24 protein-coding genes are annotated in these 24,560 nt (G+C 69.5%); 17 read left to right on the forward strand and 7 right to left on the reverse strand.

The window, feature by feature from the left end; translation table 11 throughout:
- Positions 1–17 precede the first annotated feature (17 nt).
- Complete coding sequence (gene denD / locus GXW71_RS17310) at positions 18–1,001, reverse strand: D-erythronate dehydrogenase (RefSeq protein ID WP_211853796.1); 984 nt, start codon at positions 999–1,001, stop codon at positions 18–20.
- A gap of 61 nt (positions 1,002–1,062) precedes the next feature.
- Here denD and GXW71_RS17315 point away from each other — a divergent pair, with 61 nt between their 5' ends.
- The 7 genes from GXW71_RS17315 (at position 1,063) to GXW71_RS17345 (ending at position 9,158) form a co-directional block, all read left to right on the forward strand.
- On the forward strand, positions 1,063–2,220 hold the full coding sequence (locus GXW71_RS17315; protein ID WP_211853797.1) for a diaminopropionate ammonia-lyase: 1,158 nt from the start codon (positions 1,063–1,065) through the stop codon (positions 2,218–2,220).
- Positions 2,221–2,296: 76 nt separating this feature from the next.
- Positions 2,297–3,706 (forward strand): extracellular solute-binding protein, encoded by a 1,410-nt coding sequence (locus GXW71_RS17320; protein WP_211853798.1) that lies wholly within the window; start codon positions 2,297–2,299, stop codon positions 3,704–3,706.
- Positions 3,707–3,816: 110 nt separating this feature from the next.
- Positions 3,817–5,172 carry a sn-glycerol-3-phosphate ABC transporter substrate-binding protein UgpB gene (gene ugpB, locus GXW71_RS17325; protein WP_211853799.1) on the forward strand — a complete coding sequence of 452 codons (1,356 nt, stop codon included), beginning with the start codon at positions 3,817–3,819 and terminating at the stop codon, positions 5,170–5,172.
- A gap of 25 nt (positions 5,173–5,197) precedes the next feature.
- The gene (ugpA, locus tag GXW71_RS17330) at positions 5,198–6,079 is read left to right on the forward strand and encodes a sn-glycerol-3-phosphate ABC transporter permease UgpA (protein ID WP_211853800.1); all 882 of its coding nucleotides are present in this window, start codon (positions 5,198–5,200) and stop codon (positions 6,077–6,079) included.
- Positions 6,079–6,942 carry a sn-glycerol-3-phosphate ABC transporter permease UgpE gene (gene ugpE / locus GXW71_RS17335; RefSeq protein WP_211853801.1) on the forward strand — a complete coding sequence of 288 codons (864 nt, stop codon included), beginning with the start codon at positions 6,079–6,081 and terminating at the stop codon, positions 6,940–6,942. The genes ugpA and ugpE overlap by 1 nt, the downstream gene beginning before the upstream one ends.
- Positions 6,942–8,021, forward strand: a complete 1,080-nt coding sequence (locus GXW71_RS17340; RefSeq protein WP_211853802.1) for an ABC transporter ATP-binding protein — start codon at positions 6,942–6,944, stop codon at positions 8,019–8,021. The genes ugpE and GXW71_RS17340 overlap by 1 nt, the downstream gene beginning before the upstream one ends.
- Positions 8,022–8,174: 153 nt before the next feature.
- Positions 8,175–9,158 (forward strand): tripartite tricarboxylate transporter substrate binding protein, encoded by a 984-nt coding sequence (locus tag GXW71_RS17345; RefSeq protein WP_211853803.1) that lies wholly within the window; start codon positions 8,175–8,177, stop codon positions 9,156–9,158.
- Between the two features lie 6 nt (positions 9,159–9,164).
- Here GXW71_RS17345 and GXW71_RS17350 read toward each other — a convergent pair whose 3' ends face one another.
- Both GXW71_RS17350 and GXW71_RS17355 read right to left on the reverse strand, forming a co-directional pair.
- Complete coding sequence (locus GXW71_RS17350; protein ID WP_211853804.1) at positions 9,165–9,335, reverse strand: hypothetical protein; 171 nt, start codon at positions 9,333–9,335, stop codon at positions 9,165–9,167.
- Between the two features lie 82 nt (positions 9,336–9,417).
- A complete protein-coding gene (locus tag GXW71_RS17355; protein ID WP_211853805.1) occupies positions 9,418–10,056 on the reverse strand; it encodes a bleomycin resistance protein in 639 nt (212 codons plus the stop codon).
- A gap of 213 nt (positions 10,057–10,269) precedes the next feature.
- Between GXW71_RS17355 and GXW71_RS17360 the strand changes: the two genes are divergently transcribed.
- From GXW71_RS17360 to GXW71_RS17375, 4 genes are all read left to right on the forward strand, one after another.
- A complete protein-coding gene (locus GXW71_RS17360) occupies positions 10,270–11,244 on the forward strand; it encodes a Bug family tripartite tricarboxylate transporter substrate binding protein (RefSeq protein WP_211853806.1) in 975 nt (324 codons plus the stop codon).
- Between the two features lie 175 nt (positions 11,245–11,419).
- Complete coding sequence (locus GXW71_RS17365) at positions 11,420–12,169, forward strand: MOSC domain-containing protein (protein ID WP_211853807.1); 750 nt, start codon at positions 11,420–11,422, stop codon at positions 12,167–12,169.
- A gap of 242 nt (positions 12,170–12,411) precedes the next feature.
- A complete protein-coding gene (locus GXW71_RS17370; protein ID WP_211853808.1) occupies positions 12,412–13,437 on the forward strand; it encodes a Bug family tripartite tricarboxylate transporter substrate binding protein in 1,026 nt (341 codons plus the stop codon).
- A gap of 34 nt (positions 13,438–13,471) precedes the next feature.
- Positions 13,472–13,867 carry a RidA family protein gene (locus GXW71_RS17375; protein WP_211853809.1) on the forward strand — a complete coding sequence of 132 codons (396 nt, stop codon included), beginning with the start codon at positions 13,472–13,474 and terminating at the stop codon, positions 13,865–13,867.
- Positions 13,868–13,916: 49 nt separating this feature from the next.
- On the opposite strand, the gene GXW71_RS17380 is transcribed toward GXW71_RS17375, so the two are convergent.
- Genes GXW71_RS17380 through GXW71_RS17395 form a run of 4 tightly spaced genes read right to left on the reverse strand, consistent with a single transcriptional unit; the run spans position 13,917 to position 18,605 of the window.
- Positions 13,917–14,621, reverse strand: a complete 705-nt coding sequence (locus tag GXW71_RS17380) for an ABC transporter ATP-binding protein (protein WP_211853810.1) — start codon at positions 14,619–14,621, stop codon at positions 13,917–13,919.
- On the reverse strand, positions 14,608–16,410 hold the full coding sequence (locus tag GXW71_RS17385; protein ID WP_211853811.1) for a branched-chain amino acid ABC transporter ATP-binding protein/permease: 1,803 nt from the start codon (positions 16,408–16,410) through the stop codon (positions 14,608–14,610). The genes GXW71_RS17380 and GXW71_RS17385 overlap by 14 nt, the downstream gene beginning before the upstream one ends.
- A complete protein-coding gene (locus GXW71_RS17390) occupies positions 16,407–17,279 on the reverse strand; it encodes a branched-chain amino acid ABC transporter permease (RefSeq protein WP_211853812.1) in 873 nt (290 codons plus the stop codon). The genes GXW71_RS17385 and GXW71_RS17390 overlap by 4 nt, the downstream gene beginning before the upstream one ends.
- Before the next feature lie 42 nt (positions 17,280–17,321).
- On the reverse strand, positions 17,322–18,605 hold the full coding sequence (locus GXW71_RS17395) for an ABC transporter substrate-binding protein (RefSeq protein ID WP_211853813.1): 1,284 nt from the start codon (positions 18,603–18,605) through the stop codon (positions 17,322–17,324).
- Between the two features lie 299 nt (positions 18,606–18,904).
- Between GXW71_RS17395 and GXW71_RS17400 the strand changes: the two genes are divergently transcribed.
- The 6 genes from GXW71_RS17400 to GXW71_RS17425 all read left to right on the forward strand — a co-directional run bounded on the left by GXW71_RS17400 (position 18,905) and on the right by GXW71_RS17425 (position 24,451).
- On the forward strand, positions 18,905–19,912 hold the full coding sequence (locus GXW71_RS17400; RefSeq protein ID WP_211853814.1) for an NAD(P)H-quinone oxidoreductase: 1,008 nt from the start codon (positions 18,905–18,907) through the stop codon (positions 19,910–19,912).
- Positions 19,913–19,945: 33 nt separating this feature from the next.
- The gene (locus GXW71_RS17405; RefSeq protein ID WP_246526662.1) at positions 19,946–20,704 is read left to right on the forward strand and encodes an SDR family oxidoreductase; all 759 of its coding nucleotides are present in this window, start codon (positions 19,946–19,948) and stop codon (positions 20,702–20,704) included.
- Positions 20,705–20,914: 210 nt separating this feature from the next.
- Positions 20,915–22,252 (forward strand): NAD(P)H-dependent oxidoreductase, encoded by a 1,338-nt coding sequence (locus GXW71_RS17410; RefSeq protein ID WP_211853816.1) that lies wholly within the window; start codon positions 20,915–20,917, stop codon positions 22,250–22,252.
- The gene (locus GXW71_RS17415) at positions 22,252–23,112 is read left to right on the forward strand and encodes a DMT family transporter (protein ID WP_211853817.1); all 861 of its coding nucleotides are present in this window, start codon (positions 22,252–22,254) and stop codon (positions 23,110–23,112) included. Before GXW71_RS17410 ends, GXW71_RS17415 begins: the two co-directional genes overlap by 1 nt.
- 67 nt (positions 23,113–23,179) lie before the next feature.
- Positions 23,180–23,938, forward strand: coding sequence for an alpha/beta fold hydrolase (locus tag GXW71_RS17420; RefSeq protein ID WP_211853818.1), 759 nt, complete (start codon positions 23,180–23,182; stop codon positions 23,936–23,938).
- Positions 23,939–23,992: 54 nt separating this feature from the next.
- A complete protein-coding gene (locus tag GXW71_RS17425) occupies positions 23,993–24,451 on the forward strand; it encodes a hypothetical protein (RefSeq protein WP_211853819.1) in 459 nt (152 codons plus the stop codon).
- Positions 24,452–24,560: the final 109 nt, after the last annotated feature.

Below are 24,560 nucleotides of genomic sequence, written 5' to 3' on the forward strand. Positions count from 1 at the left end.
TCGCTTCCAGGTCGTTCTCATAGCCCCCTATCCAGTCGTGTCGCCTGCAAGTCATCCGCTAAAAACGCCACCACCACATCCGTCAGCGACTCATGCGGCGCAAACCCCAGCCCCAGCGCGCGGTCGATCACGAAGCCCGCCGGCCAGCCGCGCACGATCGCCTGCACCTCCTCGTCCGGCACGAAGCGCACCAAGGCGCGGGTCTCCGGGCCGGTCACGCTCTCCAGCGCATCCAGCATCTCCGCGACCGTCGCCGTCATGCCCGGCGGGTTGATGCCGCGCTCCAGGCCCAGGGGCGCAGTATCCATCGTGGCGGCGTGCAGGAACCAGGCGGTGGCGCTGCGGGGGGAACAGATCCAGACGCGGAAATCGGGGAAGACCGGGCAGGTGGTCTCCAGGCCCAGCAGCGGCTCCCGCAGCACGGCGGAAGCGAAGCTGGATGCCGCCTTGTTCGGGCGGCCCGGGCGGACGACGACAGTCGGCAAGCGGATGCAGACCGCATCCAGGAAGCCGCGGCGGCTGGCGTCCGCCAGCAGCAGCTCCGCCATCGCCTTCTGCGCGCCATAGGAATTGGTCGGCACCTGACGCTCATCCTCGCGCACCCGCGCCTCCTGCCCGCCGCCGAAACTCGCGACGGAGGAGGGGAAGACGACGCGCGGATTGGTGCCCAGCGCCCGGCAACGCCGCACAACCGCGAGCGTGCCCAGCAGGTTCACGCGGATGCCGAGCTCGTAATCCGCCTCCGCCGCGGCGGAAACCACCGCCGCCAAGTGGAAGACCACGCGCGTGCCCTCGGGGATCGCCTGCTGCAGCGCGGCATCGGTCGTGATGTCCCCGGCCAGGCACCGCACCGGGAAGGGCGCCTGCACCGGCGCCGGCTCGTTCAGGTCGAACAAGGTCAGGCCGGTCACGGCCTCGCCGCCGAGCCTGCCGTCCTTCGCCAGGCGCTCCGCCAGCTTGCGGCCGAGAAAGCCGCCGCCGCCGAGGATCGTGATCTGCATCGCAAAGCCCTCCCGCGATCCGGTTTGGCGCGGGGCGGGGCAGGGCGCAATACTCCGCCGCATGATTCCACGCCTCCCGCACCGCCTGCTCGCCAACCGCCATCACGGCACGCCCGGCACCGTCGTGCTGCCCGAATCCGGCTTCCGCCGCGCGAAGCAGGAAATCACGGCATGGCCGGGCTACGAGAAGACGCCGCTGCTGCCGCTGCCGGAAGTGGCGACCGCCGCCCGCGTCGCCACCGTCCATTGGAAGGATGAAGGCGCCCGCTTCGGCCTCGGCAGCTTCAAGGCGCTCGGCGGCGCCTATGCGGTGCAGCAGGTCCTGGTCAATGAACTCGCGAAGCGCGGCGTCGCGCCGAATGCCGAAACCACGGAGCTGCTGGAAGGCAAGTACAAGGACGCGACCAAGGCCATCACCGTCACCTGCGCGACCGATGGCAATCACGGCCGCAGCGTCGCCTGGGGCGCGCAGCGCTTCGGCGCCCGCTGCGTCATCTTCGTCCATCCCGGCGTCACCAAGGCCCGCCGCGCCGCCATCGCCCATTACGGGGCGGAGGTGCGCGAAGTCCCCGGCAATTACGACGACAGCGTGCGCGCCGCGCAGCATGAGGCGGAGGCGAATGGCTGGTTCGTCATCTCCGACACCTCCTACCCCGGCTACACCGAAGTGCCGCGCGACGTCATGCAGGGCTACCGCCTGATGGCGGACGAAGCCGCGGACCAGATTCCGGCGCCGCCCACCCATGTCTTCATCCAGGGCGGCGTCGGCGGCGTCGCCGCCGCGGTCGCGACCCAGATGCGCAGCCGCTTCGGCGAAGCCGTGAAGATCATCATCGTGGAGCCGGAGGCGGCGGCCTGCCTGATGGCGAGTGCAGAGGCCGGCAAGCCCGTCACCATCACCGGTGAGCTCAACACCGTCATGGCCGGCCTCGCCTGCGGGGAGCCGAGCCTGCTCGCCTGGCAGGAGCTGGAGCGCAGCGCCTACGCCTTCATGGCGATCCCCGACGCCGCCATCGCCCCCTGCATGCGCCTGCTGGCGGCGCGGGGGCCGGAGATCGTGGCCGGCGAAAGCGGCGTCGCGGGCCTGGCGGCCCTGCTGCTGGCCGGGCCGGAGCCCTTCGGCCGCGCGGTGCTGGCGCTGGAGGCCGACAGCCGCGTGCTGCTCTTCGGCACCGAGGGCGCCACCGATCCGGAGGTCTATGCACGGCTGGTTGACTGACGCCCGGCCAGGGCTGGGTCTTCGTTTCCGGATCGAATAGAAGGGGCGGGCCAAAGTGCCGGAACAGGAACCGCCCATGCACCGCCGGACCCTCGCCCTGGCCGCCGCCGCGCTGCCCTTCGCGGCCCTGCCGGCCATCGCGCAGCAGCGGCGCATCGGCATCCGGCTCAGCCACGGCCTGCGCGCCGCGCCGCTCGCCTGGCTGCAGCAACAGGCCGCCCGCTTCAACGCCAGCCAGGATGCCTGCACCCTCACGCTGGTCGAGAAGGAGATCTTCGCGCGGCTGGTGGCGCGGGACGCGCAGCTCAGCCTGCTCCCCGACCATGCCACGCCGATGATCCTGGCGCTCGACCGGGTGTCGCTGCAGCGCCCGGCCGTGCCGGCCTTCCGCCCGCTCCATCAGTTGCTGGCCGAGACCGGCGTCGCCATCGACCTCGAAGCGATCCCGGCCGGCGTGCGCGGCCCCTGCGCTGACCTGCCGCGGCCGCAGGAGAGCTTCCACAGCCTCCAGCGGCGGCTGGTCGCGATGCCGCACACCGCCTTCACCGCGGTGATGTCGGTCAACCTCGATGCCCTCGACCGGGCGGGGCTTTCCGCCACGGCTCTCGCCACCTGGGCGGAGGTCCGGGCCGCGGCCCTGCGCATCAAGGCGGCGGGCGCGGCACCGCAGGCGATCGCCGCCTCCTGGCCCGCCTGGACGATGTTCGAACAGATGGCGGCGATCCATGACGCGCCCTTCGCCACCCACCGGAACGGCTTCGACGTGGAGGCCGAGTGGCTGCAACGCCCGGACGGGCCGCCCCCCGGGCTGCTGCTGACCGGCCCATTCTTCCGGCACCATCTGCGCTTCCTGGGGGATCTGCAGCGGCAGGGACTCTATCTGCACCAGGGCCGCGGCGCCGAGGCGGATGCGCTGTTCGCGACCGGGCGATGCGCGATCGCCTTCGGCGCCTCGGCCGACCACGCGCGGATGCGGCGGCAGGCGCCGTTCCGCTCGGCCTCCCTGCCGCTGCCCTACCATGCCGATCTGGTCCAGGCGCCGCGCAACGCCCATGCCGGCGGCAGCAGCCTGTGGCTGCGCGACGCCACGACGGACGAAGCCCGCGGCGCCGCGGAATTCTGTCGCTTCATCGCATCCCCCGGGGAAAGCCGGTGGTGGCATGCAACGACCGGCTATGCGCCGATCACCGTCGCGGACGCCGATGCGCAAGGCCCGGCCGCCGATGCCGCGGTCCTCCAGCTCATGCGCAGCGAAGCGACGCCGCATTCGGCCGGCCTGCGCCTGGGCTTCATGGCCGCCATCCGCGAGGATATCGGACAGGCGCTGGAAGCGGTCTTCCAGGGCCGGCAGCGCCCGGACCAGGCGCTGGAACAGGCCAACGCCAGCGGCAGCACGGCGCAGCAGGAATTCCGGCGCGTGCACGGGCGCAATCGGAACGGCCTGTTCGGCTGGAATGCGCGTGAGGAGGCGGGCGGGCCGGCGTGATGCCACGCCCGGCCCGGAACCCTCTGTCATCCAACGGACTTTTATCTGTAATCTGAGCGCAATGGCCCGGGGGCTAACCCGCGCCGGTCTGTTCCAAGGGGGAAAGCCCAGTGTTCACGCGACGCATCGCCATCGCCGCCGGCTTCGCCGCGGGCCTCGCCGCGCTGCCGGCCGCCGCGCAGCAGCCGGTCGAGATCCAGTTCTGGCACGGCCTCGCGCAGCCGCTCGGCGGCCAGCTCGAGCAGATCGTCGCCGACTACAACGCCAGCCAGCAGCGCTTCCGCGTGGTGCCGAGCTTCCGCGGCGGCTATCCGGAAACCATGGTGGCCGCGATCGCCGCCTTCCGCGCCAACACCGCGCCCCACATCGTGCAGATGTTCGAAGTCGGCACCGGCACCATGATGGCCGCCGGCCGCGCCGTGCGCCCGGTCCACCAGGTGCTGGCGGATGCCAATATCACCGTGAACTTCGCCGACTACCTGCCGGCGATCGCCGGCTACTACCAGTCGACCGATGGGCAGCAGATGAGCCTACCCTTCAACAGCTCGACCGCGGTGATGTTCTGGAACAAGGACCATTTCCGGCGCGCCGGCCTCAATCCGGATGAGCCGCCGCAGACCTGGGAACAGGTGGCGGCCGCGGCGCAGCGGCTGAAGGCCGCCGGCATCGCCTGCCCGGTCACCACCTCCTGGCCGGCCTGGGTGCAGGTGGAGCAGATGAGCGCGCTGCACAACGTGCCGCTGGCGACCCAGGGCAATGGCTTCGGCGGGCTGAATGCGGAGCTCGCCATCAACAACCCGCTGATGGTCCGCCACCTCAACAACCTCATGACCTGGCAGCGCGAAGGCCTGTTCCGCTATGGCGGGCGCGATTCCGCGGGCGATGCGCTGTTCCCGAACGGCGAATGCAGCATCACCATGGCCTCCTCCGGCGTGCGCAGCCGCACCATCCGCGAAGCGCGCTTCGAATGGGGCACCGCCATGCTGCCCTATTACGCGGATGTCGCGGGCGCGCCGCGCAACTCGATCATCGGCGGCGCCAGCTTCTGGGTGCTGAACCGCGGCCCGCAGGGTGGTGCGACCGGCGGGCGCAGCGCCGATGAATGGCGCGGCACCGCGGAATTCCTGGCCTTCCTGGCGCGGCCGGAAGTGGCGGCGCGCTGGCATACGGAGACCGGCTTCCTGCCGGTGACGCGGACCGCCTTCGAACAGGTGCGCGCGACCGGTTTCTACCAGCAGAACCCGGGCGCGGACGTGCCGATCGAGCAATTGCTGCGCGGCGGCGGGCAGATGACGGAGAACACCCGCGGCATCCGCCTCGGCGGCTATGTCGAGATCCGCAACATCATGCAGGAAGAGATGGAGAAGGCGTTCCAGGGCCAGCAGACCGCGCAGCAGGCGCTGGATGCGGCGGTGCGGCGCGCGAATGTCGTGCTGCGCAACTTCGAACGCCAGAATAGGAATTGAGAGTGCCGGGGAACCGCCGGGCGGCATGATCAAGCGCGTCATCTTCAAGGGGCAGCTGCTTCCGCTGCTGCTGCTGGCGCCGCAGCTCGCGGTCACCGCGGTGTTCTTCCTCTGGCCGGCTGGGCAGGCGATCTACCAGTCCCTGCTGCAGGAGGATCCCTTCGGCCTCCGCCGTGAATTCGTCGGCACCGAGAATTTCGATGCGGTGCTGAACGACCCGCTCTGGCTGAACGCGCTCGGCAACACGGCGGTCTTCTCGGTCTCGGTGGCGGCGCTGGCGCTCGGCGTCGCGCTGCTGCTCGCGGTGCAGGCGGATAAGGCGATCCGCGGCGCCAACCTCTACAAGACCATGCTGATCTGGCCCTATGCGGTGGCGCCCGCGGTCGCCGCCGTGCTGTGGCTGTTTCTCTTCCACCCCTCGATCGGGCTGATCGGCCGCGCGCTGAACGCGGCGGGCGTCGCCTGGGACTACAAGCTGAATGGCGGCCAGGCGATGCTGCTGGTCATCGTCGCCTCCGCCTGGAAGCAGGTCAGCTACAACTTCATCTTCTTCCTGGCCGGCCTGCAGTCCATCCCGCGCAGCGTGTTGGAAGCCGCCGCGATCGACGGCGCCCGGCCCTTCCGCCGCTTCTGGACCGTGGTCTTCCCGCTGCTGTCGCCGACCAGCTTCTTCCTGCTGGTGGTGAACCTGGTCTACGCCTTCTTCGACACCTTCGGCGTGATCCACGCACTCACCGGCGGCGGCCCCGGCAACGCGACGGAGACGCTGATCTACAAGGTCTATGTCGATGGGGTGCAGAACCTGAACCTCGGGGCCTCGGCGGCGCAGAGCGTGATCCTGATGGTGCTGGTGGTCGGGCTGACCATGGTGCAGTTCCGCTTCGTCGAACGCCGGGTGCATTACTGATGGATGCCGCGACGACGCGCCGGCGCCGGCTGCGCGGCGCAGCCTGGGCGCATGCGGTGCTGGCGATCGGCGTCCTGATCTTCTTCCTGCCGATCTGGATCACCCTGGTCGGCTCGACGCATGACACCGCGACGATCGGGCGCGGCGACGTGCCGCTGCTGCCGGGGGGCGAGGCCATCGCCAATTACACCGCCGCCTGGAATGCCGGCGGCGGCCGCTACCGCAGCGCGCCGGCCGGGCTGATGCTCGGCAATTCGCTGCTGATGGCGGTGCTGATCGCGGGCGGCAAGATCGCGATCTCGCTGATCTCCGCCTATGCCGTGGTGTTCTTCCGCTTCCCCGGCCGCATGCTCGCCTTCTGGACCATCTTCCTGACGCTGATGCTGCCGGTGGAGGTGCGGATCATCCCGACCTTCCAGGTGATGGTCGACCTGTCGCTGGTGAACACCATGGCGGGGCTCACCATCCCGCTGATCGCCAGCGCCACCGCGACCCTGCTGTTCCGGCAGTTCTTCCTGACCATCCCGGACGAATATGTGGAAGCGGCCAAGATCGACGGCGCCGGCCCGCTCCGCTTCTTCCGCGACGTGGTGCTGCCGCTGTCGGTGACGAACATCGCGGCGCTCTTCGTCATCCTCTTCATCTATGGCTGGAACCAGTATCTCTGGCCGCTGCTGATCGTGAACGATCGTGGGCTGGAGACGATCGTCGTCGGCCTCGCCAAGATGATCGGCAGCGGCGATACCCAGAACGAGTGGAACGTCATCATGGCGACCGCCGTGCTGGCGCTGGTGCCGCCGGTCTTCGTGGTGGTCGCGATGCAGCGCTGGTTCGTCAAGGGCCTGACGGAGACCGAGAAGTAATGGCGACGCTCACTCTGACAGGCGTGAAGAAGGCCTTCGGCGCGACCCAGGTGCTGCACGGCGTCGACCTCGCGGTCGCGGATGGCGAGATGGTGGTGATCGTCGGCGCCTCCGGCTGCGGCAAGTCCACCCTGCTCCGCATCGTCGCGGGGCTGGAGACGCCGAGCGAAGGCCAGGTGCGGATCGACGGCCGCGACGTCACGCCGCTCGAGCCCGCGGACCGCGACATCGCCATGGTGTTCCAGAACTACGCGCTCTATCCGCACATGACGGTCTTCGACAACATGGCCTATGGCCTGAAGATCCGCGGCCTGCCGAAGCCCGAGATCCGGCGGCGGGTGGAGGAAGGGGCGGCGCTGCTCGGCATCCAGGAGCTGCTGGCGCGCAAGCCCCGCCAGCTCTCGGGCGGCCAGCGCCAGCGTGTCGCCATGGGCCGCGCCATCGTGCGGGAGCCGAAGCTGTTCCTGTTCGACGAGCCGCTGTCGAACCTCGACGCCAAGCTCCGCGTGCAGATGCGGGCGGAGATCCGGCGGCTGCAGAAGCGGCTCGGCGTCACCAGCCTCTTCGTCACCCATGACCAGGTGGAGGCGATGACCTTGGGCGATCGCCTCGTCGTTATGCATCAGGGCCATGCGGTGCAGGTGGCGAGCCCGATGGAGATCTGGTCGCGCCCGGCCAACACCTATGTCGCGGGCTTCATCGGCAGCCCCGCGATGAACTTCCTGCCGGCGGTGCTGGTCGATGGCGGCGGCGCCGCGCGCCTCGCCGGCGGCGGCGCGCCGATCCGCTTCGTGGACGGCCCGCGCGCAGGGGGCGAGGGCAGGGCGGTCACCCTCGGCATCCGGCCGGAGCATCTGGAGGTCGGCGGGCCGGACGCGCTGCCGGTCGTGGTGGACCTGGTGGAGCCGCTGGGATCGGAATCCGTGCTGCACGGGCGGCTCGCCGACGACACGGCGCTGGTCGCGCGGCTGCCGGGTGCGGCGGCGCTCACCGAAGGCATGCGGCTCGCGATCGCGCCGGAGGCGCTGCATGTCTTCGACGCGGCGACGGGTGCGAGGATCGATCCCGCCGGCGGTTGATGCGGGGCGCCCTGACTTGCACTAGCCCGGATATCTCACGAGGCCATCGATGATCGCGCCGAGACCAAGCGAGCGCGGCTGTGGCTGGTGAGATATCCGGGCTAGGATGGGACGATGCGCGGGGGGCCAAACCCTCGCCGGGAGGACCATCCGATGCTGAACCGCCGCCATCTCCTGGGCGCTGGCGCCCTGCTTCCCTTCGCCGCGCGGGCCCAGGCCCCGGCCGCAGCCCCGGCCTGGCCGACGCAGCCGATCCGCATGGTCGTGCCTTTCGCCGCCGGCGGCCCGACCGATGTGCCGGCGCGTCTGCTCGCCGATCGCCTGGGGGAGGTGCTGCCGCAGCGCGTGGTGGTGGAGAACCGCACCGGATCCGGTGTCGTCGTCGGCACCGACCTGGTCGCCAAGGCGCCGAAGGACGGACACACGCTGCTCTACACCACGATCGCGCATTCGGTGCTGCGCCCGCTCTTCGCGCGGCTGCCCTTCGACCCGGATGCGGATTTCGCGCAGATCGCCCTCGTCGGCCAGGTGCCGATGGTGATGCTGGTGAACAAGGACATCCCGGCGCAGACCTTGCCGGAGCTGATCGCGCTGTTCCGCGCCAATCCCGGCAAGTACGACTACGCGAGCAGCGGCAATGGCGGCGCCGTGCACCTCGCGACGGAGCTGTTCCTCGCCATGGCCGGCGGGCTGCAGGTCGGGCACGTGCCCTATCGCGGATCCTCGGCCGCGATGCCGGACGTGCTGAGTGGCCGCGTCGCCATGATCATCGATGTCGGGCTCGCCGGGCTCGAATACGCCCGCAAGGGTGACGTCCGGGCGATGGCGATCAGCACCCTGCAGCGCACCCCGCTGGCGCCGGACATGCCGACCTTCGTCGAAGGCGGCGTCGCGGGCTACGAAGCCTATACCTGGCACATGGTGATGGCGCCCTCCGGCACGCCGGCGCCGGTGATCACCGCGTGCAATGCCGCGGTGAACCGCGTGCTGGCGAACGACACCGTGGTGCAGCGCCTGACCGAGCAGGGCATGCAGGTGGTGCGCAACTCGACCCCCGACAGCGCCGCCGCCTTCCTGCAGAGCGAGGCGCGGAAATGGGGCGCGATCGTCAGGCAGCGCAACATCCAGGTGAACTGACGCGGATCAGCCCGGCGCCCGCAGGGCCTGGCTGCGCAGGATCTCGACCGGGCGGAACCGCACCAGCTCCAGCCGGTCGAGCCGCCCGATGATCGGTTCCTCCCAGGCCGCGGTCGCGACCTCGATCGTCCGCGCCGCCGATGCCTGCCCCTCCTTGCTCAGGGTGACATGCGGCACCCAGGCCCCGCGCGGGCGGCGGCATCCTCGTCCAGGCGCAAGGTCACGGCGTAAGGCATCGAGCCAGCTTAGCCCGGAACCCTCATCCGCCCTTGCCCGCGAACAGGATCAGGTTGCCGTCGGGATCGGCGACGATGAAGGTCCTGGCCCCCCAGGGCTCCGTCCGGAGCGTCTGGTGCATGGGCGCGCCTGCCGCCTGGTATTCGAGGAAGAGCGGCTTCGCGTCCTCCAGCGTGATGGCGGCGGAGAGCAGCGTCTCCCGCTCGCGCAGCGCGGGGTCGATGACCGGAGCATCGACGCAGCGCAGGTTCAGCCGGGCGCCGTCGCGCGCGACCTGCGCATAGAAGGGCGGCTCGCCATAGGTGAAGACCAGGGAGAAGCCGAGCGTCCCGATGTAGAAGGCGCAGGATGCCGCGATGTCGCGGACGAAAAGCTGCGGTTCCGCCTGGAGGAGGACCGGCCGGGGATCGGCCGCGGTCGTGGTGCTGGGCATGGTCTGAAACCCCTTGCGTAATGCCTCCCAGCTCTCGAAGCCCCGCAGGCGCGCGACCATCTCCTGCGCGTCGCTCAATTGGAAGCGGCTCGCCAGCACCGCCGCATCCGTGAGGTCGCGGTAGCGTGGCAGCACGGCGCGGATCTGCGCGGCCACCGGATAGTGCCGGTCGCGATGCCAGCGCAGATACTGCTTGGTCTGCTTTCGGAGGTTCTCGAGATTGGGCATGGCACGTGACGGTTGACGACACGTAGGCGGGCATCGCCCGTCCAGCCCCATGGCTGATGCGCCCTACAGCACGGGGCGAGCCTAGGAAGCGCCCGTTCCAGGGTCAATATGGCTTCGACTTGGGCTTGACCTCTGCCCTCCGGATAAGGATATCCGCAGCCCAACAGTCCGGGGAAACGCTCCATCCACAAAGGATCGAGGAGGAGACTTCCCATGCTTCGTCGCCAAATCCTGGCCGCCGCCGCCGGGCTGACCGCCGCCCCCTTCGCCGCCGCCCGCGCCCAGGCGACCTGGCCGACCCAGCCGGTACGGCTCGTTGTGCCCTTCGCCGCCGGCGGCCCGACCGACATCCCCGCCCGCCTCTTCGCCGATGAGCTCTCGAAAACGCTGCCGCAGCGCATGATCGTGGAGAACCGCACCGGCGCCGGCGTCGTCGTCGGCTCCGACGTGGTGGCCAAGGCGCCGAAGGACGGGCAGACGCTGCTCTACAACACCGTCGCCCATTCGGTGCTGCGCGCGTTGTTCCCGCGCCTGCCCTTCGATCCCGTGGCGGACTTCACCCCGGTGTCCCTGGTCGGCGTGATCCCGATGGTGATCACCGTGAACAAGGACCTGCCGGCCCGCACCCTGGCCGAGCTGGTCGATCTGCTGAAGCGGGAGCCCGGCAAGTACGACTACGCCAGCAGCGGCAATGGCGGCGCGCTGCACCTGGCGTCCGAGCTGTTCCTGCGCCGCGCCGGCGTGCGCGCCAACCACGTGCCCTATCGCGGCACCGCGGCGGCGATGCCGGACGTGCTGAACGGCACCGTGCCGATCATCGTCGATGTCGCGACCACCACGTTGCCCTTCGTGACCCGCGGCGAGACCCGCGCTCTCGCGGTGATGGACAGCCAGCGCCTGCCGCAGCTCCCGGACGTGCCGACCACGGCCGAGGCGGGCTTCCCAGGGCTCGAGGCCTATACCTGGCACATGGTGCTGGCGCCCTCCGGCACACCGGCGCCGGTCGTGCAGCAGATCAGTCAGGCCTTCGGCCGCGTGGCGCGGGAGCAGTCCGTGCAGACGCGCCTGGCCGACCTCGCGATGCGCCTCGAGACCGACAGCTCGCCCGAGCGCGCCGCGGCCTGGATGCGGAGCGAGATCGAGAAGTGGGAGACGATCATCCGCGAGGCCAATATCCGCGTGGATTGAGGTGGATAGGTCCGGGGAAGGAATTCCCCGGGCCTCTTCTTTTCTTTCTGCCACTTGGCGCTGACGCGAAGCCTCGGCTGCGAGAGCGGGGTGGTCCGGACCCGCGGCGATCCTTCCCTGTTTGATCGCTCCTACTAAGCTGCGCCCGCTGGACACTCTCAGGGAGCCTGTGAAGATGGTCGGAGACACGACGGCCTGCGTGATCGGGGTCGTGGCGGCGCTGTCGCGCTTTCCTGTAAAGTCGATGGCGGGCGAGCCGCTTGCGGAGGTCGAACTGCGCTGGCCGGGCATGCATGGCGATCGCCAGTACGGCTTTTGCCGACTGCAGGACCAGTCCAGGTTCCCGTGGCTCTCGGCGCGGGATCTGTCCGGCTTGGTTCTGTACAAGCCCGCCTACCGTGACCCCGGCGACCCCCGTAATTCCCCTGTTAATGTGGTGCTCGCTTCGGGCGATCGGTTGCCGGTTGGCGCCCCCGCCCTTGCGGCCCAGATCTCCCGCGAAGCGCGGTCCGAGGTACGGCTCATGCAGGTCGGGCGCGGCATCTTCGACGCCATGCCGGTCTCGCTGGCCTCGACAGCGAGCCTTGCCGCGATCGACGCCGCCCACGGCAAACCCCTCGATGTGCGGCGCTTTCGACTGAACATCATCATCCAGAGCGAGCAAGGCGAGATGGCCTGGCGCTCGGGACGGTTGCTCTTCGGAGAGGACGAGCAGGGGGCACAGCTTCTTGTCAATGCTGGCATTCCCCGGTGCGCGCTCATCACCATCGATCCGGAGACGGCTGAGCGGGATCCTTCCGTGATGCGGACCGTCGCTGGAAGCTTCGACAACGAGGTCGGTGTTTACTGCGCCACGGCAAAGCCTGGCACGATCCGCGTTGGAGATCGCGTTCGGCTCTTCGGCCAGGAAACCGCACGTCGCTGACGCATATTTCGACGTCGTCGGTCGGAGCAGGCCTAGGCGAGCTCGCGATGCCGAGACAGGCCTTCTTCACATGCGGGTCGCAAGGTGCAGGCTGATTATGGCGACGACCCGGCCACGGCGCTCTCCAAGCAGCGCGGAACGCAGGATATCGCGCCGGCGCCGGCATCGAGGCTGTTGGCCCGTTGACAGGGTGATTCGGTTGCATCGAACATCGGGGCAGCGATTTCAATGCAGGTGAGGCCATGCTTGGTGCGAAGGCGCCGACTGGATTGCTGCCCGGCATTCCGAACCGGTCGTCGGGGCGCCGGTCGCTGCTCCTCTCCGGCATGGCGCTGGCGGGCCTCACCTCGGCTGCCCGGGGACAGGGACGCGGTGGTCCGGTCAAGCTGATCGTACCGTATGGCGCCGGCAATATCACCGACCAGGTGGCGCGGGTCTTCCTGGAAGTCCATGGCGCGCGCACCGGCCGCCACCTCGTGGTGGACAACCAGCCTGGTGCGGGCGGCATGCTCGGCACCTACAATCTGAGCCGCAGCCCTGCGGATGGTACGATCCTGGGCATGGTCTCGGTCGCGGCGCTGGCCATCGCGCCGCATGTTGCCAGGCAGCAGCTGCGCTATGACCCATTCACGGATTTGGTCCCGGTTGCCGGCGTCTCCGTCTCCAGCGCCTTCCTCGCCGTGAATGCCTCGCTGCCAGTGAACAGCCTGGCCGAGCTCGCCGCCTATTGCCGGTCGCGACGGGCGGAGAACCCGGTCTTCTACTGCTCGCCAGGCAACGCCACGGTGCCGCATCTCAATCTGGAAACGGTCGGACGGGCGATGGATTTCCCGATGCAGCATGTGCCCTATCGCACCAGCGGCGCCGCCAATACGGACCTGCTGGCCAATCGGGTGCAGGTGACGATGGATTCCGCCAGCATCACCGTGCCGCACATGAGATCCGGCACTCTGCGGCCCTTGGCCTTCAATGCTGCGCGCCGCAGCCCGGATTTTCCGGAGGTCCCCACCTTCCGCGAAGCGCTGCCCGAGGTGCAGATGCTCAATGCCTGGTCGGGACTCTTCTTCCCCAGAGGGACGTCGGAGGAGCTGGTGCGCCCCATTGCGGGGGAAATTCTGGCGACCGTCAGCGACGCTGTCTTGGCAGAAAAACTGCCGCTCGGGGTCGCACCCTTCCCACTCGACGCGGCGCAGCTCGCGCAGCAGATCCGGTCGGACAACGAAAGGCTGGGCAGGTTGATTGCCGCCATCGGCCTGACGCAGGACTGAGAGCACCCTTCCGAGACAGGCTCCGAGAGGAACAATGGCCAGAGAGATCATCACCTCCCCTCGCGTGACGCCCATGCGCTCCGCGGTCAACCACGCGGTCAAGGCGGGTGGCTTCGTCTTCGTCACAGGCGTCACCCCCTTCAAGGGGTCTGAGCGTATGGCCGCCGAGATCGCCAAGGGCGACCTGGTCGCCCAGATCCACCAGGTGATGCAGAACATGCAAGCGATCCTGGAGGAGGCCGGCAGCTCCCTGGACCGCGCCGTGAAGATGAACGTCGCGCTGACGGACATGAGCCGCTACGCGGAGTTCGACGCGACCTTCCGCACCTATTTCAAGGAAGGCAATTTCCCGGCGCGGCAGACGACGGAGTCCGCGCGGCTGGCGCATCCGGATTTCCTGGTCTCCATCGACTGCATCGCCGAAGCATGACCGGCGGCCTGCCGGAAGGCTGTGGTACACCGCCGATGGTGAACCCGCCTCAGACGCCCAGATAGGCCCGCTTCACATGCGGGTCGCGCAGCAGCTCTGGCCCTGGGCCGCTCATCGCCACGCGGCCATTCTCCAGCACGTAGCCGCGGGTCGCGATCTGCAGCGTATGGACGATGTTCTGCTCGACGATCAGCACTGTGGTGCCGGAGGCGACCACGGTGTCGATGATCTGGAAGACCTGCTTGACGATCAGCGGCGCCAGGCCGAGCGAAGGCTCGTCGAACATCAGCAGGCGCGGGTTCGCCATCATCCCCCGCGCGATCGCGACCATCTGCTGCTCGCCGCCGGAGAGCGACCCCGCGAGCTGCGTCATGCGTTCGCGCACGCGGGGGAAGAGGGTCAGAACCTCCTCCAGCCGCTCCGGGATGCGGGCGCGGGCGGCGGGCTTGAAGCCGCCAAGCATCAGATTCTCCCGCACCGTCATGAAGGGAAAGAGCTGCCGCCCCTCGGGGATCATGGTGATGCCGAGGTCGACGATCTCGGGCGGGGCTAGCCTGCTGGTATCGCGTCCGTCGACCGTGATGCGCCCGCCCTGCGGCTTGATCAGGCCGCAGATGGCGCGCAGCGTCGTCGTCTTGCCCGCGCCGTTGCCGCCGACGATGGTGACGACCTCGCCGGCATTCACCTCCAGCGAGACATCCTGCAGCACCGTGACCGGGCCATAGCCCGCGCGCAGGCCCTCAAGCCGCAACATGGACATAGTCCTCGCCGAGATAGGCCTCGATCACGGCCGGGTTGCGGGCGATCTCGTCGGGCGTGCCCTCGGCGATCATGCGGCCGGAATTGATGACGATGATGCGGTCGGAGATCGCCATGATCGCCGCCATCACATGCTCGATCGCGATCACCGCGACACCGCTGTCGCGCACCGCCTTCACCAGCTCCACCGCCGCCGTGACATCCGCCGGGTTGAGCCCCGCCATGACCTCGTCCAGCAGCAGGATGCGCGGGCCCATGGCGAGCGCCCTCGCCACCTCCAGCCGCTTGGCGCCGCCGACCGTCAGGCTCCGCGCCTCCGCCAGCAGCAGCGCGCCGAGGCCGCAGCGGGTCGCCACTTCCTCCGCGATGCGGCGGGCCTCGGTGGCCGAGCGCGTCTGGTGAAAGGCGCCGAGCATCACATTCTCCAGTACGCTCAAGCCCGCGAAGGGCTGCACGATCTGGAAGGTGCGCGCGACGCCGGCGGCGGCGAAGGCATGCGGGGCGGAAGGCGTCACCCAGCTCCCGTCCGGCATCATGACGCGGAGTGTGCCAGCGGAGGGTGGCAGGAAGCCCGAGAGCAGGTTGAACAGCGTCGTCTTGCCGGCGCCGTTCGGGCCGATGACGCCGAGCACCTCGCCCTCGCGCAAGGTCAGGGAGACGTCGTTGGTCGCGATCAGGCCGCCGAAGCGCCGCGTCAGGCCCTGGGCCTCCAGGATCACCGGGCCGATGGGCGGGCGGGCGATCGCGTCTCCGGTGACAGGCGCCGCGATGCGGGTCGGGTCCACCGCGCGCGCGGCGCCGAAGCGCCGGCGCAGCCAGGGGCCGATGGAGCCGACCAGCCCATGCGGCATGGTCAGCACCACCGCGACCAGCACCACGCCATAGACCAGGCCATGCAACCCGTTCGCGCCGGCGCCGAGCCAGCCGCGCGCGGCTTCCGCGATCGGCACCACCAGAAGCGTGCCCCAGATCGGGCCACTGACCGTGCCGAGGCCGCCGATGAGCGCGAACATCGCGACCTGGATGGCGGTCGGCAGGCTGAACATCGTCTCCGGGTCGATGAAGTTCAGGTAGATGCCATGGAAGCTGCCGACCAGCGAGGTGAGCCCGGCCGAGATCGCGAAGGCCGAGAGCTTCACCGCTGTCGTGTTGATGCCGACCGCGCGCGCCGCATCCTCCCGCTCGCGCACCGCGACCAGCGAGAAGCCGAGGCGGGAGCGCCGCACCAGCCAGGATGCGATCAGCGCCAGCACCAGCAGCCCGAAGGCGATGACCAGGTAATTCTCCTTCTCGCGGAACAGCATCCAGGACCAGCCGATGCGCAGCTCGGTGCCGACGAACATCGGCACCGGCAGCCCGGCGCTGCCGCCGGTCCAGTCCTTGAAGTGGATGGCCAGCAGCCGGATCACCTCGAGGAAGGCGATGGTGGAGAGCGTGAAGAAGGGGCCGCGCAGCCTGAGGCAAGGCCAGGCGATCAGCACCGCGACGACGACGGAGACCGCGGCGCCGGCGAACATGCCGATCCAGGGGATGAGCCCGAAATGCTGGTTCATCAGCGCAGCCGCATAGCCGCCGATGCCGTAGAAGATCGTCTGCCCGAGCGAGAGCTGGCCCGCGAAGCCGCCCAGGATGTTCCAGGCGCAGGCCATGGCCGCGAAGACGAAGATGGTGACGAAGATATGCTGCCAGAAGCCGGCGGCTTCGGCGTCATAGGCCGGGATCACCCAGAAGGGCACCGCAAACAGCGCGAAGAGCCCGGCGATGGCGGCGGCGGCGCGCATCATTCGGCCCCCCGCACGCCGAACAGCCCGGCCGGGCGCACGATCAGGATGCCGAGGAAGATGAGGAAGTACACCACCTCCTTCAGGTCGGGCGCCACGTAGTAGCCGGCCAGGCTCTCGACCAGGCCGATGATCAGCGCGCCGATGACTGCACCCTCCAGGCTGCCCATGCCGCCCAGCACCACCACGACGAAGGCGGTCAGCACGAAGAAGCTGCCGACCGTCGGGAAGGCGGGGTAGAGCGGTGCCAGCACCGCGGCGGCGAGGCCGACGCAGCCGGCGCCGATGCCGAAGGTGATCGCGTAGATGCGGTTCACGTCGATGCCCATCAGCGGCGCCGCATAGCGGTTCTGCGCGACGGCGCGGATGGCGCGGCCGAGATGGGTGCGGCGCAGGAACAGGATCAGCCCCGTCGTCGCGATGCCGGAGACCGCGAAGGCGACCAGGTTGCCGCGGCTGACCGAGGCCAGCCCGAACAGGTCCGTCGCCTGCCGCGCCCAGGGCACGTCGACGCTGCGGAGATCCGCCGAGAAAATCATCAGCGCGCCGTTCGCGAGTGCGGTCCCGATGCCGACGGTGGCGAAGATCTGGATATGCGGGTCGGCGTTCATCAGCGGCTGGATGATCGCCCGCTGCATCAGCGCGCCCAGGAAGAAGAAGGCGATGGCGAGCGGAACCGCCGCCAGATAGGGGTGGATGCCGAGCTTGGCGGAGAGCAGCCAGGTGGCATAGAGCCCGACCATCAACAGCTCGCCATGCGCGAAGTTCACCACGCGCACGATGCCGAAGATGAGGGTGAGCCCGATGCTGATCAGCGCGAAGACGCCGCCGAGCAGCACGCCATTGGCAATGAGCTGGATCAGGATGTCCATGGATCGGACGGGACGGCGGGGGCGCGACGCGCCCCCTGTCCTTCAGGCCCCGAGCTGGGTGCGCAGCGTGCCGACGGCCGCCTGCTGCGGGAACACCGTCATCTGCTTGCCGCCCTGCCATTGCAGCAGGAAGGGGCGGACCCGGGTGTTCTGGCCGCGCTCGTCGAAGCGCACGCCCCAGCCGGTGGGCGTGGTGCCCTCGGCGATGTCGGTCGCCAGCACCGCGGTGCGGATGCGGTCCTTGTCGGTCGATCCCGCGCGCTGCACCGCATCGAAATAGACCCGGCCGCCGAAGTAATTGGCCAGGCTGTGGCCGGATCGTGGGTCGGAGCCGTATTTGCGCTGGTAGAGCTCGACGAACTGCTTCACGCCGGGGGCATAGGCCTCATTCACCTCGAATTGGGTGAAGTCGACATTCATCACGCCCTCGAAGGCGGGCCCCACCGCGCGGGCGGTGTCGGTCAGGCTGTAGCCGGCGCCGGCGCCGATCACCATGCGCGGCTTCCAGTTCGCTTCCTGCATGCCGCGGAAGAACAGCACGATGTCGTTCTGGTAGCCGGTATGCAGCACCACATCGGCATTGGCGCTGCGCAGCCGCTGGATGACCGAGGACAGGTCGACCGAGCGCGCCGAATAGGCCAGCTTCTCGACCTGCTGCAGCCCCCGCTGCCGGATCTGCGACTCCTGAAAGCCGGAGACGGTCTGCCCGTAGAGCGCATCCTCATGCAGGATCGCGATGCGGAGCGTTTTCGGATCGAGGTTGAGGGCCGGTGCCAGCGCATCGGTCACAGCGCCGATGATCGCGACCGCGAAGTCGGAGCTGCGCGGGCAGGTGCGGAAGGTGTAGCGAAAGCCGCGCTCCGTGATCGGGTCGCTGATCGCGCCCATCTCGAAATAGGGAATGCCCTGCAGCTCCGTCACCTGGGTCGCGGCGAAGGCGAGGGGGGAGGCGTAGGTGCCGAAGACCGCGGCCACCCGCTCCACGCTCATCAGCCGGCGGACCTCGCCGATCGCCTGGTTCTGGTCGACCGCGTCGCCCTTCATCAGCCGCACCTGGCGGCCGAGCACGCCGCCGGCGGCATTGCGCTCGTCGGTCGCAATCTCGAGGCCGCGGAAGCTCTCGTCGCCCAGCAGTGCGATCGGGCCGGAAAAGGGATAGAGCGCGCCGAATCGAAGCTCATTGCCCTGGGCGCGCAGCACGCCCGGGGCGGCGACTGCGGTTGCGGCGAGCCCTGCGAGCAGCGGGCGGCGGCGGATGAGTGTCCGATGACCGGAGGGCTGAATGGCCCGAAGGTCTGAATCGGACGCTCCACTGATAAGGGTCATGGCTGTCCTCCCCGGGAAGGGACCTCCCGATTTGGTGCGATGGTCTCCGGAATGGTGATGTCGCGCAACCCCGCTTGACGGGCCGGCCTCGGGGGGGAACCTTCGCGCGGATTTTCGAGTCCGTCTGAGAATGGTGCGGCGGAGGGCTGGCGAGGGATTTTTCGTTCCTGTCGTGTCGGGCGACGCAGCCGATGCTGGTTGCATCGGCGAGGAGGCCGGCGCGGCAGGGGCGGAAAAGACCCGCCGGACCGACCCGCATCCATTCTCAGGCGGACTCTCAAGACAGAGAGGATGTATCCATGGTCGCGCTGCCGCAGGAGATGAGTTTCATCGACCATGGGACCGGCGGCGCGCCGGAGATCATGGTGGCGAAGCGCGGCCCGCTGCCGGCGCCAGCGCCGGACGAGCTGCTGATCCGGGTGCTGGCGACCGGCGTGAACCGCCCCGATATCCAGCAGCGCCTGGGCAACTACCCGCCGCCGCCCGGCGCCAGCCCCGTCATGGGCCTGGAATGCGCCGGCGAGGTGGTGGCGGTGGGCGCCGCCGTCACCCGCTACAAGCCGGGCGACCGCGTCTGCGCGCTGACCAACGGCGGCGCCTATGCCGAATATTGCGTGGCGCCGGAGACCCAGGCGCTGCTGTGGCCGAAGGGCTATGACGCGCTCCGCGCCGCTGCGCTGCCGGAGACCTATTTCACCGTCTGGGCCAACCTCTTCGGCCATGGCCGCCTCGCCAAGGGTGAGACGGTGCTGGTGCATGGCGGCACCTCCGGCATCGGCGTCACCGCGATCAAGCTCGCGAAGGAATTCGGCGCCCGGGTCTTCGCGACCGCCGGCAGCGCGGAGAAGGTCGCGGCCTGCCTGAAGTTCGGCGCCGATGCGGCGATCGACTACAAGGCCGAGGATTTCCAGGATGCCGTAAAGCGCCTGACCGAAGGCAAGGGCGTCGACGTCATCCTCGACATGGTCGGCGCCGACTATTTCCAGCGCAACCTGCGCAGCCTGGCGCTCGACGGGCGACTGGTCTTCATCGCCTTCCTCGGCGGGTTCGAAGCGGCGAAGGCCGATCTCCGTCCGATCATGATCAAGCGCCTGACCGTCACCGGCAGCACCATGCGCCCGCGCACCACGGCGCAGAAGGCGGCGCTGGCCAAGGACCTGGCCGAGAAGGTCTGGCCGGCGCTGGAGGCCGGGCGCTGCGGGCCGGAGATTTTCGCGACCTTCCCCCTGAGCGGCATCGTCGAGGCGCATCGGCTGATGGAAAGCAGCCAGCATATCGGCAAGATCATGCTCCAGGTCGCGGAGTAGCCCGATGGAGGAGCCGCAGACATGGACGTAGCGATGAGCGAGCCCCAAACCCACGCCGGTCGCGTCGCCATCGTCACCGGCGCGGGCCGGGGCATCGGCGCCGCCATCGCGGGCACGCTGGCCGCGCGCGGCGCCTGGGTGGCGGTGCTCGATGTCGACCGCGACCTGGCGAAGCGGACCGCAAAGGCATTCGGCGGCTTCCCCCTGGAATGCGACGTCGCGAACCGCGACCAGGTCGCGGCCGCCTGCGAGGCGGCGGAGAAGGAGCTCGGCCCCGCCGACATCCTGGTGAACAATGCCGGGATCAGCCCCAAGACCAATGGCAGGGCACTCGGCGTGCATGAGATGCCCTTCGAGGAATGGGACCAGGTCGTCGCGGTCAACCTGACCGGCGCCTTCGCGATGATCCGGGCGCTGGCGCCCGGGATGATCGCGCGCAAGGCCGGGCGCATCGTCAACCAGGCCTCGGTTGCCGGGAAGACCTACACCCCGATCGTCGCCTGCCACTACACCGCGACCAAGGCGGCGCTGATCGGCTTGACGAAACACCTGGCCGGCGAGCTCGGGCCGCATGGCATCACGGTCAATGCGCTCTGCCCCGGGCGCATCGCGACCGACCTCGCGAAGACCGTCGATCCCCGGCTGAACGAGCAGGTGCTGACCGTCACGCCGATGGGCCGCTTCGGCACGGCCGAGGACGTGGCGCGCACCGCCTGCTATCTGACGGGACCGGATGCGGAATTCGTCACCGGCCAGGCGGTCGATGTCGCCGGCGGCTGGATGATGACGTAATTCTGTCCTCAGGCGCCGGCGCCGGCATCCGCCGGCTTGGCTTTCGCGCTGTCGGGTGTGCTCCGACGGGTTAGGGCGGTCGCGCGCGGGCCGCATTCGCGGCCTCGGTCTGCATCGGCTGACGCCTTGCAGGCCGGCCTTTCTGGTGGCGGCCTGCGGCCGCGGGGTATTCATGGGGGGTGCTCGGGTGCGGGTTAAGGGGAAGGGTGCATGAACCTCCATTCCAAGCTGGCGGCGCGTGCCGCCGAGGGGCGGCCGATCCGGGTGGCGCATATCGGGGCGGGCAAGTTCGGCTCGATGTTCCTGCACCAGGCACGGATCATGCCGGGCGTGCATGTCATGGGTATCGCCGACCTTTCCATCCCGCGCGCCCAGGCAGCGTTGGATCGGGTGCATTGGCCGGTCTGGGCCTATGACGCGGCCGATCTCGACATGGCCTTCACCACCGGCCGCACCCACCTCACCGAAGACAGCATGGCGCTGATCGCCGATCCCCGGATCGACGTGGTGGTGGAGGCGACCGGCAACCCGGCGGCCGGGCTGCGCCACGCGCGCCACGCCATCGCCCATGGCAAGCATGTGGTGATGGTGAATGTGGAGGCCGATGTGCTGGCCGGCCCGCTGCTGGCGCGGGAAGCCGCGGCGGCCGGGGTCGTCTATTCCATGGCCTACGGTGACCAGCCGGCCCTGGTCTGCGAGCTGGTGGACACGCTCCGCGCCGCCGGCTTCACCATCATCGCCGCCGGCAAGGGCACGAAGTACCTGCCGCATTTCCACGCCAGCACGCCGGAGACGGTCTGGGGCTTCTACGGCCTGACACCGGAACAGGCACGCGAGGGCGGCATGAACCCGCAGATGTTCAACTCCTTCCTCGACGGCACCAAGTCAGGGATCGAGATGGCTGCGATCGCGAACGCCACCGGCCTCGACGTGCCGCAGGACGGGCTCGGCTTCCCCGCCGCCGGCACCGCCGAGCTGCCCTTCGCGCTGCGCCCCCACAATGAAGGCGGCGTGCTGCCGAAGAAGGGCATGGTGGAGGTCGTCTCCTCCGTCCGCCGCGACGGCGCCGAGATCCCGGACAATCTCCGCTGGGGCGTCTATGCGGTATTCGAGGGCGAGACCGACTACGCGCGGCGCTGCTTCGCCGAATACGGCGTCGCGACCGACGACAGCGGGCGGTACGCGGCGCTCTGGCGGCCCTACCACTTCATCGGCTTGGAACTCGGCGTCTCCGTCGCCTCCGCAGCACTGCGGCAGGAAGCGACCGGCAGCTCGACCGCCTGGCGCGGCGACGTGGTCGCGGTGACCAAGCGGGCGATCCGGAAGGGTGAGGTGCTGGACGGGGAGGGCGGCGCGCTGGTCTGGGGCAAATGCGTGCCGGCGGCGCGGTCCGCCTCGCTGCAGGCGCTGCCGATCGGCCTCGCGCATGGCGTCGCGCTGGCGCGCGACGTGCCGGAAGGCGTGATCCTGACCGAGAGCGACCTCGGCGCGCTGCCCGATAACGAGGCCTGGCGCATCCGCGGCGCCATGGCCTCGGCCTTCGGTTGATGGGGCCTGCCTTCCGACTGCTGCCGCTCGCGGTCCTGCTGTTCGGGGGCGCTTGGCCGGTCACCAAGGCGGCGCTCACCCATGCGACGCCTATGTGGTTCGCGGTCGGCCGCGCCGGCCTCGCCGCCGTGGTCGCGGCGGCGCTGCTCGCGGTGCTGCGCCGCCTGCATCTGCCGCGCGCCGCTGACTGGCCTTCGGTGCTAGCGCTCGGGCTGCTGCAGCTCGGCGGCTTCTTCGCGCTCGCCCATGCCGCGGTCGCGTTGGTGCCGGCCGGGCGCACCGCGATCATCTCCGCGGTCACCACCTATTGGCTGATCCCGCTCTCGATCCTGGTGCTGGGGGAGAAGGTGTCGGCACTGCGCTGGGTGGCCGCCGCATTCGGTCTCGCCGGCGTCGTGGTGCTGGCCGGGCCCTGGTCGGTGGACTGGACCCGGGCGGACATGGTGCTCGGCCACCTCATGCTGATCGGCGCGGCGGGGCTCTGGAGCGTCGCGATCGTGGTGACGCGGGCGCTGCCGCCGAAATCGCCGATGCTGGAGCTGCTGCCCTGGTGCTTCGGCTTCGGCTATCTCTTCCTGCTGCCGATCGCGATGTTTTTGGAGCCGGATGGCGGCATCCAAGGGCCGTCCTGGCCGATCATGCTCTATATCGGGCTGATCGTCGCGCCGATCGGCACCTGGTGCGTGATCGAGATCGGGCGGCGCCTGCCGGGCGCGGTCGCCTCGGTCGCTTTCCTGCTGGTGCCGGCCTTCGGCGTGCTGGTCTCGCTGCTCTGGCTCGGGGAGGCGATCGGGCTCGACATGATCCTGGGCGGCGGGCTGATCGTCGCGAGCGTCGCGCTGGCAGCGCGCAGTTCATGACACGCGCTGGCAGCGCGCAGTTCATGATGGGCGCTGGCAGCGCGCAGTTGAGGGCGGGGAGGGCGCGATGCGGCTGAATGCTGTCGATGCCGGCACCGGGACGCCGGTCGTGCTGCTGCACGGGCTGTTCGGTGCCGCGCAGAACTGGGGCACGGTGCAGTCGGCACTGGCGTCGCTGGCGCGCGTGGTGGCGCTCGACCTCCGCAACCACGGTGCTTCCCCGCATGATCCGGTCATGGACTACGCCGCGATGGCCGCGGATGTGGCGGAGACCATGACGGCGCTCGGCATCCCCAGCGCCGCGGTGCTCGGGCATTCGATGGGCGGCAAGGTGGCGATGGCGCTGGCGCTGACAGCGCCGGAGCGTGTCGAGCGGCTGGTCGTGGTCGACATCGCGCCGCGCCACTATGGCCCATCAAACCGCACGATCGCGGCCGCGCTGCAGGCACTGCCGCTCGAGCACAACCTGACGCGCAAGGCCGCCGACGCGGCGCTGGCCGCGACCATCGCGGAGCCCGGCATGCGCGCCTTCCTGCTGCAGAACCTCCGCTTCGAGAACCCGCCCTATTGGCGGAACGGCCTCGACGAGATCGCCGCCGCCATGCCGGTGATCGAGGATTTCCCGGAGCTCGGCGCGACCTATGCCGGACCCGTGGGCGTCATCCGCGGCAGTCGCAGCGACTACGTCCGGGACGAGGACTGGCCCGCGATCCGCGCCCTCTTTCCCGCCGCGACGCTGACTGCCGTCGCCGCGGGCCATTGGGTGCACGCGGAGAACCCGGCCGGCTTCCTGGAGGTGGCGGAGCCACTGCTGGGGCTCGGCTGATGCCGGCTGCGCATGGCTGCCGGGGGTGGGTACCGATGCGCATCGGGGGCAGGCATGGCTGAACGCGGTTCGAAGCAGGAGTTCCCGGCTTTCGGCCGGCTGACCTACGACACCCAGTACGGCGAGTCCTGGTGGTCGGGAGAGGTGACGCTGGTGGCTTTCGACAAGCCATTCCCGGTCCTGGTCCGTGCGAAAGGCGATGGCCCCTCGCAGGCTCAGATCATCGCGTTCAGCCGGATCATCGCCGGCTCGGAAGACCTTCGCCGCCGCGCGAGCAAGCCCATGGCCGACCTCCACCGGGAAGGCGGGCTTCTGCCCGGTGGCGCCGATGCCCGTGACGAGGCGGTCTGGAACCACCTTGTGCCCGAGCAGATCGAGATGAGCGATGAACGCTATTATCGGGATGGGCGCATCATGGGGGCCCTGCTGTTCGTCTCGACGCTGCATGACAGCTTCGTGCCGGCGATCGAGACGGCCGATGGAGAGTTTGTGCGAGTGTTGAGCGGGACGTGAATGTCGCCAGGAGCGAGGGCAGGCCGGCGGCGCCTGATCCTCTGCTGCATCCCGACGCTCGCCGCCGGCCAGCGGGCTCGCGCCCGCGCAGATCGCGCGGCTGATTGCC

Source organism: Plastoroseomonas hellenica (assembly GCF_018129085.1).
GTDB lineage: Bacteria > Pseudomonadota > Alphaproteobacteria > Acetobacterales > Acetobacteraceae > Plastoroseomonas > Plastoroseomonas hellenica.